The organism is Sphingomonas sp. Leaf10, from assembly GCF_001421245.1.
Taxonomy (GTDB): Bacteria; Pseudomonadota; Alphaproteobacteria; order Sphingomonadales; family Sphingomonadaceae; genus Sphingomonas.
In genome coordinates this window covers 15151-29279 of the sequence record NZ_LMKE01000031.1, presented here as the reverse complement: position 1 = coordinate 29279, position 14129 = coordinate 15151, and the positions used below count along the sequence as shown (strand labels likewise).

Annotated in this window: 15 protein-coding genes; 9 read left to right on the top strand and 6 right to left on the bottom strand. The window is 69.4% G+C overall.

Annotated features, from left to right (window positions below; all coding sequences use genetic code 11):
* Positions 1-89 precede the first annotated feature (89 nt).
* Positions 90-2366 (bottom strand): phosphoenolpyruvate--protein phosphotransferase, encoded by a 2277-nt coding sequence (gene ptsP / locus ASE59_RS15410; RefSeq protein ID WP_056458230.1) that lies wholly within the window; start codon positions 2364-2366, stop codon positions 90-92.
* Positions 2367-2558: 192 nt separating this feature from the next.
* Positions 2559-3119, bottom strand: coding sequence for a helix-turn-helix domain-containing protein (locus ASE59_RS15405; RefSeq protein WP_056458227.1), 561 nt, complete (start codon positions 3117-3119; stop codon positions 2559-2561).
* Positions 3120-3211: 92 nt separating this feature from the next.
* Between ASE59_RS15405 and ASE59_RS15400 the strand changes: the two genes are divergently transcribed.
* Complete coding sequence (locus tag ASE59_RS15400) at positions 3212-3667, top strand: DUF6456 domain-containing protein (protein ID WP_056458223.1); 456 nt, start codon at positions 3212-3214, stop codon at positions 3665-3667.
* On the opposite strand, the gene ASE59_RS15395 is transcribed toward ASE59_RS15400, so the two are convergent.
* On the bottom strand, positions 3621-6029 hold the full coding sequence (locus tag ASE59_RS15395) for a DUF2339 domain-containing protein (RefSeq protein ID WP_162235328.1): 2409 nt from the start codon (positions 6027-6029) through the stop codon (positions 3621-3623). The genes ASE59_RS15400 and ASE59_RS15395 overlap by 47 nt on opposite strands.
* 68 nt (positions 6030-6097) lie before the next feature.
* On the opposite strand from ASE59_RS15395, the gene ASE59_RS15390 reads away from it, so the two are divergent.
* Together ASE59_RS15390 and dapF are read left to right on the top strand one after the other, a co-directional pair.
* Positions 6098-6757 (top strand): glutathione S-transferase family protein, encoded by a 660-nt coding sequence (locus tag ASE59_RS15390; RefSeq protein ID WP_056458217.1) that lies wholly within the window; start codon positions 6098-6100, stop codon positions 6755-6757.
* Complete coding sequence (gene dapF, locus ASE59_RS15385) at positions 6754-7704, top strand: diaminopimelate epimerase (RefSeq protein ID WP_056458215.1); 951 nt, start codon at positions 6754-6756, stop codon at positions 7702-7704. The genes ASE59_RS15390 and dapF overlap by 4 nt, the downstream gene beginning before the upstream one ends.
* A 295-nt stretch (positions 7705-7999) precedes the next feature.
* On the opposite strand, the gene ASE59_RS15380 is transcribed toward dapF, so the two are convergent.
* Together ASE59_RS15380 and ASE59_RS20410 are read right to left on the bottom strand one after the other, a co-directional pair.
* Positions 8000-8290: an antitoxin Xre/MbcA/ParS toxin-binding domain-containing protein gene (locus tag ASE59_RS15380; protein WP_235515807.1), complete on the bottom strand. Its 291-nt coding sequence runs from the start codon at positions 8288-8290 to the stop codon at positions 8000-8002.
* Positions 8287-8457, bottom strand: coding sequence for a hypothetical protein (locus ASE59_RS20410; RefSeq protein WP_200913307.1), 171 nt, complete (start codon positions 8455-8457; stop codon positions 8287-8289). Before ASE59_RS20410 ends, ASE59_RS15380 begins: the two co-directional genes overlap by 4 nt.
* 269 nt (positions 8458-8726) lie before the next feature.
* On the opposite strand from ASE59_RS20410, the gene ASE59_RS15375 reads away from it, so the two are divergent.
* The 3 genes from ASE59_RS15375 (at position 8727) to ASE59_RS15365 (ending at position 11996) form a co-directional block, all read left to right on the top strand.
* Positions 8727-9215: a hypothetical protein gene (locus tag ASE59_RS15375; protein ID WP_056458212.1), complete on the top strand. Its 489-nt coding sequence runs from the start codon at positions 8727-8729 to the stop codon at positions 9213-9215.
* Positions 9212-10519: a DNA-packaging protein gene (locus ASE59_RS15370; protein ID WP_056458209.1), complete on the top strand. Its 1308-nt coding sequence runs from the start codon at positions 9212-9214 to the stop codon at positions 10517-10519. Before ASE59_RS15375 ends, ASE59_RS15370 begins: the two co-directional genes overlap by 4 nt.
* Before the next feature lie 349 nt (positions 10520-10868).
* Entirely contained in the window at positions 10869-11996 is a 1128-nt protein-coding gene (locus tag ASE59_RS15365; protein WP_056458206.1) for a phage portal protein, read from the top strand.
* Positions 11997-12111: 115 nt separating this feature from the next.
* Here ASE59_RS15365 and ASE59_RS19930 read toward each other — a convergent pair whose 3' ends face one another.
* Complete coding sequence (locus ASE59_RS19930; RefSeq protein ID WP_156360114.1) at positions 12112-12261, bottom strand: hypothetical protein; 150 nt, start codon at positions 12259-12261, stop codon at positions 12112-12114.
* A gap of 35 nt (positions 12262-12296) precedes the next feature.
* Here ASE59_RS19930 and ASE59_RS15360 point away from each other — a divergent pair, with 35 nt between their 5' ends.
* The 3 genes from ASE59_RS15360 to ASE59_RS15350 all read left to right on the top strand — a co-directional run bounded on the left by ASE59_RS15360 (position 12297) and on the right by ASE59_RS15350 (position 14081).
* On the top strand, positions 12297-12605 hold the full coding sequence (locus ASE59_RS15360) for a DUF6127 family protein (protein ID WP_056458203.1): 309 nt from the start codon (positions 12297-12299) through the stop codon (positions 12603-12605).
* On the top strand, positions 12593-12970 hold the full coding sequence (locus ASE59_RS15355; protein WP_200913305.1) for an HK97 family phage prohead protease: 378 nt from the start codon (positions 12593-12595) through the stop codon (positions 12968-12970). Before ASE59_RS15360 ends, ASE59_RS15355 begins: the two co-directional genes overlap by 13 nt.
* Positions 12971-13049: 79 nt before the next feature.
* Positions 13050-14081, top strand: coding sequence for a phage major capsid protein (locus ASE59_RS15350; RefSeq protein ID WP_056458670.1), 1032 nt, complete (start codon positions 13050-13052; stop codon positions 14079-14081).
* The last annotated feature ends 48 nt before the right edge of the window (positions 14082-14129 follow it).

Sequence of the window (14129 nt, the reverse complement as noted above, 5' to 3'; positions counted from 1 at the left end):
ACCTTCCCTCGCAGGCCGACCCACCCCCAGCCCCTCCCTTCCAGGGAGGGGAGCAATTTCGTCACGTTTCACGTGAATGTCGATCCGGCCTAGGAGAGTTCCACGCCGTTGGTTTCCGCCCATTCCTCCAGCGCGGGGCGGAGGGTTCTGGCGGGGGTCGCCAACAGGCGGTCGATTTCGGCCATTGCCGCCTGCCGGTCGAGCGAGCGGATCATCGCCTTTACCGGGCCGACCGCGGCGGGGGTGATTGACAGGCGGTCGATGCCCAAAGCGATCAGCGCCATTGCCTCCAAAGGACGGCCGCCCATCTCGCCGCAGACCGCGAGCGGTTTGCCCGCTTCGTGCGCGGCGCGGGTGACGCGGCGGAGGAAGCGGAGGATGGCGGGGCTGAGCCAGTCGTAGCGCATGGCGAGGCGCGGGTCGGCGCGGTCGGCGGCGAACAGGAATTGCGTCAGATCGTTGGTGCCGATCGACAGGAAGTCCAGCTGCGGCCACAGGAAATCGAGCACGTCGGCGAGCGCCGGCACCTCCAGCATCGCGCCGTAGCGGATGTCGTTGGGCAGCGACTTGCCGCGCCCGCGCAGCCATTCGCGCTGCGCCTCGAAAATGCTGCGCGCTTCCTCGAACTCCCAGGGTTCCGACACCATCGGGAACATGACGTTGAGCGTCCGACCGGAGGCGGCTTCGATCAGGGCGCGGGCCTGTGCCTTCATCAGTCCTTCGCGGCCGAGCGCGAGGCGGAGCGCACGCCAGCCCATCGCCGGGTTTTCCTCGTCATGCCCCTCGGCATGGTCGAGATAGGGCAGCGCCTTGTCACCTCCGATATCGACGGTGCGGAACACGACCGGGCGGTCTCCCGCCACGTCGAGAACGTCACGATAAAGGCGCTGCTGTCGCTCGCGCTGGGGCAGGGTGGCGGATACGAGGAACTGGAATTCGGTGCGGAACAGGCCGATGCCGTCGGCGCCGGTCAGGTCGAGTGCCGCGACGTCGTCGCGCAGGCCGGCATTGACCATCATCGTGACGCGGTGGCCGTCGCGCGTCACCGGCGGCTCGCCCTTCATCGCGGCGAAGGCGGCGCGGCGTTTCTGGGTCAGCGCCAGCTTCGCCTCGAACGCTTCCTCCATCACCGGGGTCGGGCGGATGACGAGCAGATCCTCGACCGAATTGAGCAGCAGCCGGTCCCCTTCGGCGATCAGGCGGCGGACGTCGCGGACGCGGCCGAGCACCGGCACGCCCATCGCGCGGGCGACGATGACCACGTGCGCGGTCAGCGACCCTTCCTCCAGCACGACCCCTTTCAGGCGGCGGCGGTCATATTCGAGCAGTTCCGCCGGCCCCAAATTGCGCGCGATCAGGATCGTGTCCTGCCGCAGACCCATTTGCGCGGCGGTACCAAGCTGTCCCGACACGATGCGGAGCAGGCGGTTGGAGAGGTCCTCCAGATCGTGCATCCGGTCGGCGAGCAGCGGATCCTTGATCTCGCGCATCCGCATCCGGGTGCGTTGCTGCACGCGTTCGATCGCCGCCTCGGCAGTCAGGCCGCTGTCGATCGCCTCGTTGATCCGCCTTGCCCAGCCTTCGTCATAGGCGAACATCTTGTAGGTCGCCAAAACCTCGTCATGTTCGCCGCCGACGCCGAATTCGGCCTGGTTCGACATGCGTTCGATCTGGTCGCGCATCTTGTCGAAGGCGGCATAGACGCGGTGGCGCTCCGCCTCGGTATCCTCCGCCACGGTATGTTCGATGACGATGCGCGGCTGGTGGAACACGGCGACGCCCGCCGCCATCCCCTCGACCAGCTTGAAGCCCGGCACGCGCACCGCGCCGGTCGCCTGCGGCCGGGTGGACGTGCCGCCGGTCGCGTCGATCAGGTCGGCATTGGCGATGAGTTCGGACAGCACCATCGCGACGGTCTGCAACGCCTCGATCTCGACATCGGCATAGCGGCGCGGATCGGCATGTTGCACCGCCAGCACGCCCACCGCGCGTTCGCGGCGGATGATCGGCACGCCGGCAAAGCTGTGATAGATTTCCTCGCCGGTTTCGGGGCGATAGGCGAAGTCGGGATGGGTCGCCGCCTCGGCCAGATTGAGTGTTTCGACATTGGCGACGATGGTGCCGACCAGCCCCTCGCCCGGGGCCAGTTTGGTGACATGGACCGCCTCCTGCGCCAGCCCGACCGTGGCGAAGAGTTCGAGCAGCCCCTCGCGCAGCAGGTAGATCGAGCAGACTTCGCTATCAAGCGCCTCGGCAATGATGCGGACGACCGAATTGAGCTTTGCCTGCGCCGGACTTCGCGACGCCATCACGTCGTGAAGGTTGGTCAGGATTTCGCGGGCGGAGGCGGTGGCCGAGACGGGCATGGGTGAGGGCTAACACGGGAAGGAGGGGGCGTCACGACGGTTTAGGGTGACGTTAGGGAAATCGGAGGTTTCTTTGGCGTGGTCCCTCCCTTCACTGACAAGAGAGGGTCGGAGTGGGTCGGCCGGTTGGGGCGCGCTTCCAATCCCTCGCGGGCCGACCCACCCCCGACCCCTCCCTTCCAGGGAGGGGAGCTACAGGTTGCGGACCAGCCGCTCGGCCACCGCGATCCATGGCGCGAGCAGCGCGACCGGGCTGGCGCCGAGGCGGGTCGGGAGCAGCGATATCGCATCACCGTCGAACGCCAGCAGCCGGCCGAACAGGAAGCGGCCGGCGGGGCCAGGGGCCAGCACGTCGCGGTGGAGGGCCGCGAGATAGTCGGCAGGGGCAAGGCGACGGCACCAGACCATGTCGCCGGCGCGATAGTCGCCGGTCGCGCTCTGCACGATCACCGCGACCAGATCGGGTTCGGCGCGCGGCGGGGTGACGCTCATCGCCCGTCGGGGAGAGGCGGCGCCGGTCGCATCGAGCAGCGCTGCGACGGGCAGGTCGGGGCGTTCGGGCAGGCGGACGAGGTCGGCGGCATCGACCGCCAGTGCCTCGGCAATGCGGTTCAGCCAGCCGACCGATACGGTGCGGGTGCCGGTTTCGAGGCGGCCGATCGTCTGCGCGGTGGTCGGCGGCACGCAGCGTATCGCGACTTCCTCCAGTGTCAGTCCGCGCGCGCGGCGCACCTCGCGGATGGCGGTTATCATGCTTGCCCCTTGTCCAAACCCATCTGGTTCAAACGCTTTCCTACAAGCATGACGCTGTGACAAGCCCGTTGGCGTGGAACGGGAGATTCGGGATGCGCGAACTGGTGGAGCGGCGGCTGGCGGCGGGGCGGATCGACGATGCGCCGGGTGGGCGGCGGGTGACGGTGAACCTGCGCGAATCGCCGCTCGACTGGCTGCGGTCGCGGGCGCTGGTCGACGGGCGGCAATATGATGCGGGCGAGCGGCTGCGCGGCGATTATGAGCGCGCGGCGCTGGGGCCGCAGGTGACGATGCGCTGGGACGGAGCGCCGCGTGGCGGCGGGGGGGCGCCGGCCGATCCGTCGGGCGGGCAGATCGCGGCCAAGGCACGGTTCGATGCGGCGATCGCGGCGGTGGGGCCGGGGCTGTCGGACATATTGTGGCGGACGGTGTGTGCGAACGAGGGGTTGCCGGCGGCGGAGAAGGCGCTGGGCTGGCCGGCGCGGGCCGGGCGGCTGGTGCTTACGCTGGCGCTGGATCGGCTGGCGGCGCATTACCGGCTGGGGTGAATTTGCGGTACGCCCAGCCGATCGCGATCAGCGCTGCGCCCAGCCCCATGAAGGACAGGATACGCAGCACGCCTGCGAGGGCGGCGGCGTCGATCAGGAAGACTTTCAGGGTGGTGAGGGTCAGCAGCGCGAGGCCGAAGCGGCGCAGGTCTGCGCTGCCGACCGACAGGCCGCGCCACAGCCAGACGATGGCGAGGCCGAGCATCGCCGCCGAATAGCCCCAGTTTTCGGGCGTCGAGACGGGGCCGGTCAGGATGGTGCCGTGAGTCATCTGGCGAATGGTGGCGAGCGTGGCGTCGAGGGTGAGCAGCGCCGCGATCAGGCTGCGGCGGGGGAAGTCGCGTAGCCGCCAGATGAGTGTCGCAGCGAAGGCGAGATGGAGGGTGGCGGCGTTGAGGATGGGAATCGGGCCGACCGCTTGCGCGATCCACACTGGGTTGAGGCCGAGCAGATCGTACCAGACGAGGCGCGCGAGGCCGAGCGCGAGGAAGGCGGTGGCGAGGCGGCGATGGCGGTGCCACAGCAGCGCGCCGATCAGCAGCGCGAGGTCGGTGAGCAGGACGCGCTCAATGAAACCGTTCGCTTGGAAGACGGGCAGGGTGGCGATGGCGAAAGACTGTTTGAGCAGGACGTACGCGCCGAGCACGCTCAGCGCGATCTGCACCGGCAGGATGGCGCGGCGGTTCGATCCGAACAGGGCGGGGGCCTGCCACGCCGCGACCAGTATGGCGATGCCGGGCAAGAGGATCAGCGTGGCGGCATCGGCGGCGCGAGGAAGATAGGCGTAGGGGAAGACGTCGAAGCCCAGGGACTTGCCGAGCGCCACGCCGATCTGCGCGATCGGTTCGGCGGCGGCGAGGATCAGCAGCAGCCATGGCAGCGCCGCCAGCCGCCCGATCGCCTGCGCGTCGAGGCGGAGCGCGGCGAGCAGCACGCCGCCCGCCGCCAGCGGCGCGAGCGCCAACCAGGTTGCGGGCAAGAGCATCGCGAGCAGGATGCCGACCGCCAGCGCGACGGTGGCGATGCCGCCGACCAGTCCGGTATCGCTTTGCGCAACACGGTCGCGGTGTCGCCATGCCAGTGCCGCTCCCGCAAGCGCGAGCAGCAGCCATAGGGCGGGGCGGGCGATCCATGGTGTGCAGAGTTGCAGCGCGAGCAGCGGGCCGATGGTGCCGACCAGCGCGACCCATGCCCAGCCGGGGCTGCGCCGCGACAAGGCGGCACCGGCTGCGGCGAAGAGCAGCATGGCGGTCGGGACCATCGCTTCGGTGGCGTTGCCGTCATCCTGCACCATGCCCGCCGCGGTCAGCAGCGTGACGAGGATCGCGGCGGCCAGCGCGGCGGGAAGCAAGGTCGCGTCGCGCCAGGCGAGGAACAAGGCCGCCGCCGACAGCGTCAGGTAGAAGCCCCAGGCGAGCGGCGAGAAGTCGAGCATCGGCGGGATCGCCAGCATCTGCACCAGCGCGGCGAGCAGCGGCGCGGCCCGCAGCCAGCGGCGTTCGATGGCCGCGCGCGGGGCTGCGAGGCTGCCGGCAATGGCGAGGGCGACGAGGAACGCGCCGATCCCGGCCAACCGGTCGGGCGGGACCAGCGCGATCAGCAGCGCCGCCCAGCCGAAAGCGGCGACAAGCGCGCTGACCGCCAGCCACGCCCAGCCGCGCACGATGGCAAGGGCGAGCAACGCGGCGACGAACAGGCCGAGATAGGCGAGCAGCGCGCCGATGCCGGCGGCGTCGTAGCCGGCGACCAAAGGTGCGGCGAACCCGCCGATCAGCGCCATGATCGCGGTCGACGGACCGTGGCGCAGTGCCAGGAACAGGCCGAGCGCGGTAATCGCCAGCATGATCGCGAAGCCGGCGAGTGGCGCGACCAGATGATAGAGCGCGGCGGCGAGATAGAGGGTGGCATAGGCCGAGGCGATGCCGGCACCGGCCAGCACCTGCGCGATGCGCGGATCGTCCTGCGTGGCGGGCAGGCGGCGGGCGATCTCGCTGCCGAACAGCAAAGCGAGTGCGAACAATGCGGCGAGGGTGGTGCGGATGGCGGGCGTCAGCCACCCCGCCTCGATCGACAGGCGGACGAGGAAGATGCCGCCGACGACCAGCGCCAGCCCGCCGATCCAGACCGGCAGGCGGCTGCCGACCAGCGTTTCGAAATCGATGCCGGGCAGGCTGGGGCGGGGAATGCTTTGCCGGGGCAGGATGGGACGGCGTGCCGGGGGCGGAGGCGGAGCGACCGGTTGGGGCGGTTCTGCTACGACGACCGGATCGGCCAGCCGCGCCTCCAGCGCCTCGACGCGCCGGTGCAACCGGACCAGTGCGACCGTCAGCGCGATCACGACGAGGGTGAGGACTATCGTCACTGCCGTCGATTGTGGCACAGGCGGGGGGCCGGTGTCGCCCCCTTGTCGGGGCCAATGGAGACGCACCCATGAAGATATACGGATCGACCATTTCGCCCTTCGTCCGCAAGGCGGTGGTCTTTGCCGAGGAAAAGGGGCTGGCGGTCGAGCTGATCCCGACCGCGCCGGGCGATACCACGCCGGCGTTTCGCGCGATCAGCCCGTTCGGGCAGATTCCGGCGATGGTCGATGACGACTTCGCGCTGGCCGATTCGAGCGCGATCATCGCCTATCTGGAGGCGAAACATCCCGATCCGGTGCTGATCCCCGCCGACGCGCAGGCGCGGGGGCGGACGATCTGGTTCGACGAACTGGCCGATACGGTGATTTTTGCGACCGGGCGGACGATGCTGTTCAACCGGGTGGTCGGGCCGCTGTTCCGCGGGGTGCCGGGCGATGCGGCGGCGGCGGATGCGGCGGAGCGCGACCAATGGCCGGCGATCCTCGCCTATCTGGAGCAGGCGGTGACCGGGCGCGATTTTCTGGTCGGGGACGGCTTCACGCTGGCCGATATCGCGGTGACCAGCGCGCTGGCGAGTTCGCTGCACGCGACCGCGCCGATCGAGGCGGCGGGCCATCCCGAACTGGCGCGCTATCTGGACACGATGTTGGCGCGGCCGGCGTTCGCCCGGCGGCTGGAAGCGGAGCGCGGGTTTATCGCCAAGGTGCGTGCGAAGGTGGGGGCATGAAGTTTCGGTTTGTGCATTGTCATGGATCGGGGAATGATTTTCCGTTGATCGATGCGCGGGGGATCGACCTGTCCGATGCGGAATGGGCGCGGGTGGCGCGGGCGTTGGCGGATCGGAGCGGTGACGTCGGCGGCGATGGGTTACTGCTGCTAACTGTATGGAATAGTTCGCATATTTTCGGGATGCGGATGTTCAACCCGGATGGGTCGGAGGCGGAGACGTGCCTGAATGGCCTCCGCTGTACGGCGCGGCTGGGGTTCGAGGTGACGGGGACCGAGGCCGGGCGGGTGCGGTTGAAGGTCAGCGATGCGGAGGCGCGGCGGGTGGCGCCGATCTCGCGCGGTGTGACGACGATCGAGACGAAGGTCGGGCCGGTGTCGCTTAGCCCCAAGGATGTTGGCTTGACCGTCGGCGAGGCGGCGTTCGTCGAGGCGATGATCCCGGGGCTGCCGAGCGAGCGGACGTTCACCGCCGTCGCGATGCCCAACCCGCATCTGGTGGCGTTCGTCGATGCGGTCGAAGATGGCGAGCTGGTGGCGCTGGGCGACTGGTGCGAGGGCGGACCGGCACTGATCCCAGCGCGGGCCAATGTCAGTTTCGTGGAGTTGCGGGAGAAGGGCCATGCCCCGGCGCTGTTCGTGCGGACCTATGAGCGCGGGGTCGGGCTGACCAACAGCTGCGGCAGCGCGATGGCGGCGTCGACGCTGGCGGCGGCACGGACCGGGCGGATCGGCTGGGGCGTGGAGACGCGGGTCTTCAATCGCGGCGGCATGGTGCGGGCGACGGCTGCGGTCGGGGATGTCGTGACGATCGCGGGGAATGCGACGTTTACTTGGGACGGGGAGATCGAGGTCGACCCGGCGACAGGGGCGGTCGGGCCGGTGCGGATTTTGGCGCGGCGCGAGGAAGAGGTTGCGGCGTGGGAGGGGATGCTGGCGGGGTTGTGAGTTGAGCCTCCCCTGTCCCCTGATCCGGTTGGTTCGAGCGGAGGTTCGAGCTTGTCGAGAACCGTGGTCGAGAAGGGGTTGCCCCAAACAGCGGTGTTCTCGACGGACGCTTCTCGACAAGCTCGAAGCTGCTCGAACCGAACGGGGGGATGAGAACCGAACGGGGGGCGAACGTATATGGTTGCAAACGGGGGGTCGGGACTAGGGGCCGAGCTACCCGTGCTTCGATACGGGTCTTCGACTTCGCTCAGCCCCTACTCAGCATGAACGGTGGGGGTCGGTCAGCCGGGGCGAGTTACGCCGTTCGTGCCAGCATCGCCGCCTCGACGCTCTCCAGCCCTTCGGCGCTGGCGATGGCTAGGTCGAGCGGGCGGCCGCCCAGTGCTTCGTCGTGGCCGTTGAGAAAGGCCATCGCCTTGTCGCGTTCGCCGAAGCGGCGGAAGGCGCTGGTCGCGACCTGGCCTTGGCGGGTGGCCTGATCGGGGGTCAGGCGGACGGTCGTGTATTTGCGCTGGAAGCGCATCGCGCCAGGCTTGCGCGGGGTTTCCGCTGGCGCTTCGGCGAGGGTATCGACGGGGGCGGTCATGCGGCGACCATCCGGCCCGACGCGCCCAGCAGGTTGCGCAGCGTTTCGATCTTGTCTTCGTAACAGCGCGCGGTGCCGTCGTGCGACTGGCGGGCTTGCGGTGTGGCGGCGGTGGCGGCGCGCATCAGCGCCACCTGATGGCGGTGCAGCAAATCGTTGAGGTCCATGGATGACGCTCCCAACAGCGTAAGCGGAAGCACGCGAGTCTCCCGGTCGCTGGCGCCTACGGACCATCTGCCAACGATGACGCAGATATGGGGACGATGGCCGCCCGACGCCATGGCTGCGTTAAAACGAACCAAATGGGAACATTGTCCTTGACATCGTTACGCTCATCTGGCACAAAACAGGAACAGTGAGGAATTGCGGATCGGGGCCGGGCGGTGACGCTTTCGGCCCCGTTTCGCGTCCGGGGCACTCGATCGGGGGGAAGACGATGGAGAAGGAGGAAGTGCTGACCAGCGGGGGCAGGCGACCGGTGCAACAGCAGCGGATCGCCGCCGGATGGACGCCGTCACGCCGCGCGCAATTTCTGGACCATGTGGCGGCGACCTGTAACGTCCGGGCGGCGACCGAGGCGGTCGGGCTGACGCAGGCCAGCGTCTATGCTCTGCGCCGACGTGATGCCGCCTTTGCCGAACAGTGGCGAATGGCGCTGCTGGCCGGATATGACCGGCTGGAGGAGATGCTGGTATCGAAAGCGATCGCCGCATTGGAGGATGTCCCCGTCGGCGATCCCGACAAGGTCGTCACCGGTCCGATCAGCGTCGAACAGGCGATCCGGCTGCTCGATCGGCATCAGGCGCTGGTTAAGGAGGGCACCGGGCGGCGCGAGGCGCAGTTGCGGGCGACGCAGGCCGAGACGGATGCGATGCTTATCAAACGGATCAAGGCGATGCGTGGCAAGCTGGAGCGTCGGGCATGAGCGGGATGGACCCGCTGGTCCGGGCATTGGCCGAAATGGACGATCTACAACTCGAACGGACGCTGGCACGGCTGACCCCGCATCGCCGTCGTGAATTGGCGACGCGGTGGAAGCTGTGGGCGCATGACGGCCAGACGATCGCCGACAATGATTGGACGGTATGGCTGATCCAGGCGGGGCGGGGGTTCGGCAAGACCCATGCCGGGGCCGAATGGGTATGCGGACAGGCGGCTGATCAGCGCGACCTGCGGATCGCATTGGTCGGCGCTACCCGGCGCGATGTCGAACAGGTGATGATCCGAGGACCGGCGGGGGTGCTGGCGATCGGCCGGCATTTCGGGCCGGTCACCTATCGTCCGTCGCGCGGCGTGGTCGAGTTCGGTTCGGGTGCGCGTGCCTATATCTATGCCGCCGAGAGCGGCGAGAACCTGCGCGGCCCCGAACATCATATCGCGTGGTGCGACGAGCTGGCCAAATGGCGCAATGCCGATGCGACCTGGGACAATCTGATGATGGGGATGCGGTTGGGCGAACAGCCGCAGACGCTGGTGACGACGACGCCGCGCGTCATCCCGCTGCTGCGGCGCATCCGGGCGATGGACGGGGTGCGGATCACCGGTGGGCGAACCTATGACAATATGCATCTGCCCAAAAGCTATGTCGCGCAGGTCGAGGGAAGTTACGCCGGCACGCGGCTGGGCCGGCAGGAGCTGGACGGCGAGCTGATCGAGGAGGTGGCGGGCGCGCTGTGGTCGCGCGCGATGATCGAGACGCAGCGGGTGACGACCGCGCCGACATTGGTGCGGGTGGTCGTCGGGGTCGATCCGCCTGCCGGGGTGGGCGGCGATGCGTGCGGGATCGTCGCGGTCGGGCTGGGCGAGGATGGCCATGGCTATGTGCTGGCCGATGCCAGCGTGCACGGCCTGTCGCCCGAGGGCTGGGCCGGGGCGGTTGCGGCGTGCGCGGCACGGCATGGCGCGGACCGGGTGGTGGCGGAATCGAACCAGGGCGGGGCGATGGTCGAAAGCGTGCTGCGTGCGGCGGATGCGGGGCTGCCGGTGACGCTGGTCCATGCGTCGCGGGGGAAGGCGGCGCGGGCCGAGCCGATCGTGGCGCTGTATGAAAAGGGCAAGGCGTTTCACGTCGGGGCGTTTCCGGCGCTGGAGGACGAATTGTGCGGGATCGTCGCCGGGGGCGGGTATGCGGGGCCGGGGCGGTCGCCCGACCGCGCCGATGCGCTGGTGTGGGCGATGCAGGAGTTGATGCTCGGGCGGCGAGGGGTGGCGACGGTTCGGGTGTTGTGAGGGGATCGGGGCAAGCCCCTGCCCTCCTTCCAGCTTCTACCGTGGCCGATCGATACTCGGCGGCTGGTGTCACTTCTCCCCTCCCTGAAAGGGAGGGGCCGGGGGTGGGTTGGCTTGCGAGGGAAGGTAAGCGCGCCACAACCGGCAGATTCACCCCCAACCCAGTTTCGGGTAAACAGTGCCCCGCACTGTTTAGGCCATGCCGGGGGCATGACCGACCCGAAACTCTTGTCAGGGACGGGAGCAGTTCGCCGATTCCCCAATTGAATGTCGATCGGTCCGAGTCTGCGCATCCCTCTCCCCTTGGCAGGGGAGAAGGAACGATAGCTTCGGTTTCAGGAGAATTACCATGAAATGGTTCGGACGCAGGTCCGGGCGCGATGGGTCGCGTCCGGTGTTGGCGCGTGGGGGCGCGGGGGCGGTGCTGTGGCGTGAGGGGAGCGGGCCGGCGGCTGGGGGCTGGGCGCAAGGCTATGAGGCGCAGGTGCGTGCGGCGTATCTGGGCAATCCCATCGCACAGCGCGCGGTGCGGCTGGTGGCGGAGGGGGTCGCTTCGATGCCGGTCACGGGGGACGCGCGGGTGGTGGCGCTGGTCGCGGCGCGATCGGCGGGGCAGGAATTGCTGGAGAGCGTGGCCGCGCAACTGCTGCTGCACGGCAATGCCTATATCCAGTTGATCGAGGACGGGACGGGCGGGATCGGCGAGCTGTATGCGCTGCGGCCCGAGCGGGTGACGGTCGAGGCGGATGCGGCGGGGTGGCCGGTCGCGTACCGGTATCGGGTCGGCGAGCGGGTGACGCGCATTGCCGCCGAGGATGGCGCGGGGCGGGTAGCGGTGGTGCATATCCGCGGCTTCCACCCGCTCGACGATCATTATGGCTTGGGATGTCTGGGCGCGGCGGCGGGGGCGGTGGCGATCCATAACGAGGCGGCGCGGTGGAACAAGGCGCTGCTCGACAATGCGGCGCGGCCATCGGGGGCACTGGTCCATGATCCGGGCGATGGCGGGGTGTTGTCGGGCGAACAATATGACCGGCTGCGCGCGCAGATGGACGATGCCTTTGCCGGGGCGGCCAATGCCGGGCGGCCGATGCTGCTCGACGGCGGCCTCAAATGGCAGGCGATGAGCCTGACCCCGGCGGACATGGATTTCGTGGGGCTGAAGGCGCAGGCTGCGCGCGAGATCGCGCTGGCGTTCGGGGTGCCGCCGATGCTGCTCGGGCTGCCGGGCGACAATACATTCGCGAATTATCGCGAGGCGAACCGGGCGCTGTGGCGGCAGACGATCGTGCCGCTGGGCGAGCGGGTGTTGGCGGCGCTGGGGCAGGCGATCGATGGGTGGCTGGGGAGCGGGGCGCTGTCGGTCGATCTGGACCGGGTGGTGGCGCTGAGCGACGAGCGCGATCAGTTGTGGGCGCGGGTCGCGGGGGCGGATTTCCTGACGGTCGAGGAGAAGCGGGCGTTGGTGGGGTTGTGACCTTTGAAGCCCCTCCCTGGAAGGGAGGGGTTGGGGTGGGTTGGTTCGTTGGCGGGCGCGGCTTTCCCTCGCCGGCCGACCCACCCCCGGCCCCTCCCTTGTCAGGGAGGGGAAATTAGCGGGGCATTTCACACGTCATGGTCAGGCGGTCGAAGCTGCCGCCGGCCTGGGCGCAGCGTTTCCCCTTCAGGACGGGCAGCGCGAAGGTGAAGGCGAGGAGGGCCGCGCCGAAGGCGGCGAGGATGATGCGCAGGCGGGGTCTCACGGGCCGCCGCCTAGCACGGGATCAGGAGACAGGCGATGGGCGACGGGGTGCTGCTGGCGCAGCTGATGGGGCAGGCGGCGGAGGATGGCGCCGACCTGCAGACGCTGCGCGCGATTGCGGAGGAGGCGGGCGAGCTGGGCGCGAGCCGGGCGATGGCGCGGATCGGGCTGTCGGATGCGGCGGCGGCGGGCGACGTGCAGGAGCTGCGCGAATTGCTGAAGGCGTGGCGCGATGCGAAGCGGTCGGCGGTGCGGGCGGCGCTCGCCTGGGTGATGCGGATGGTGTTCGCGCTGCTGCTGGTCGGGATCGCGGTCAAGAGCGGGTGGCCCGAATGGGCGCGGTGAGGTTCGCGGGGTACGCCGCGATCTTCGGGCGAGCGGATCGGGGTGGCGATGTGGTCTTGCCCGGCGCGCTCAAGGCGGCGGGGCGCGTGCCGCTGTTGTGGCAGCATCGCGGCGATCCGATCGGGACGGTCGAGCTGCTGGGCGAGGATGCGCGGGGGCTGCGGGTCGTCGGGCGGATCGATGGCGGCGAGGCGGCGCGGCTGGTGGCGTGTGGGGCGGTGACCGGGCTGTCGTTCGGGTACCGCGCGACGCAGGTGCGGCAGGGGGCGTGGCGGACGATCGCCGCCGCCGAGCTGGTCGAGGTGAGTATCGTCGCGCAGCCGATGCAGCCGCTGGCGCGGATCCATGCCGTCGAGGACGGGTGACGCGGCGGTTCTGCAAAGATTTTTTCAACCGAAGGGGTGTCGCGGGTGCGGCGCCCCTTTTTGCATGGGGAAGACGGGTATGACGATCGAGACGCTGGTGGGGAGCTTTTCGGGGACGGGTGTCGGCGGCAGCCGGCCGATGCTGAGCGGGGCGGCGCCGGGGGGCGGCTTCGGCGCGTTCGTGCGCAGCGGGTCCGAGGTCGAGACCAAGGCGGTGGCCGGGACCAGCGACGTGGCGGGCGGGGTGGCGGTGCCGCGCGAGATCGATGCGATGATCGGCGCGACGCTGAAGACCGCCAGCCCGATCCGCCGCATCGCGCAGGTGGTGAGCGTCGGCACGGCGGGCTATCGCAAGCTGGTGACCAGTGGCGGTACGCCGTCGGGCTGGGCGAGCGAAGGGGGCGCGCGGCCGGAGACGGCGACGCCGACCTTCAACGAGATCGCGCCGCCGATGGGGGAACTCTATGCCAATCCGGCGGCGAGCCAGGCGATGCTCGACGATGCGGCGTTCGATGTCGAGGCGTGGCTGGCCGGCGAGATCGCGAGCGAGTTCGCCCGCGCGGAAGGGCAGGCGTTCGTCAGCGGCAACGGTGTCGGGCGGCCGCGCGGGTTTCTGACCGGGCCGACCGCCACGACCGGCGATGCGACGCGGGCGTTCGGGACGATCCAGCATCTGGCGAGCGGGGCGGCGGCCGACTTCGGCGCCGAGCCGGAGAACCGGCTGATCGACCTGGTCCAGGCGCTGCGCGGGGCGTACCGGCAGGGGGCAAGCTTCGTGATGAACGCGCAGACGGCGGCGCGCATCCGCAAGTTCAAGAGTGCCGAGGGCGCGTTCCTGTGGATGCCGGGGCTGGCGGCGGGGCAGCCCGACACGCTGCTGGGCTATCCGGTGGTCGAGGCGGAGGACATGCCCGACATCGCGGCAGGGACGTTCCCGATCGCGTTCGGCAATTTCAAGGCGGGGTATCTGATCACCGAGCGGGCGAAGACGCAGATCCTGCGCGATCCGTATTCGAACAAGCCGTTCGTCCATTTCTACGCGACGAAGCGCGTCGGCGGGGCGGTGGTCAATTCGGAGGCGATCAAGCTGCTGAAGATCGCGGCGGCGTGATCGGGCGGGGATACTAGGATCGGCTGGTCGGCTTGGGGCTCCCCTCCC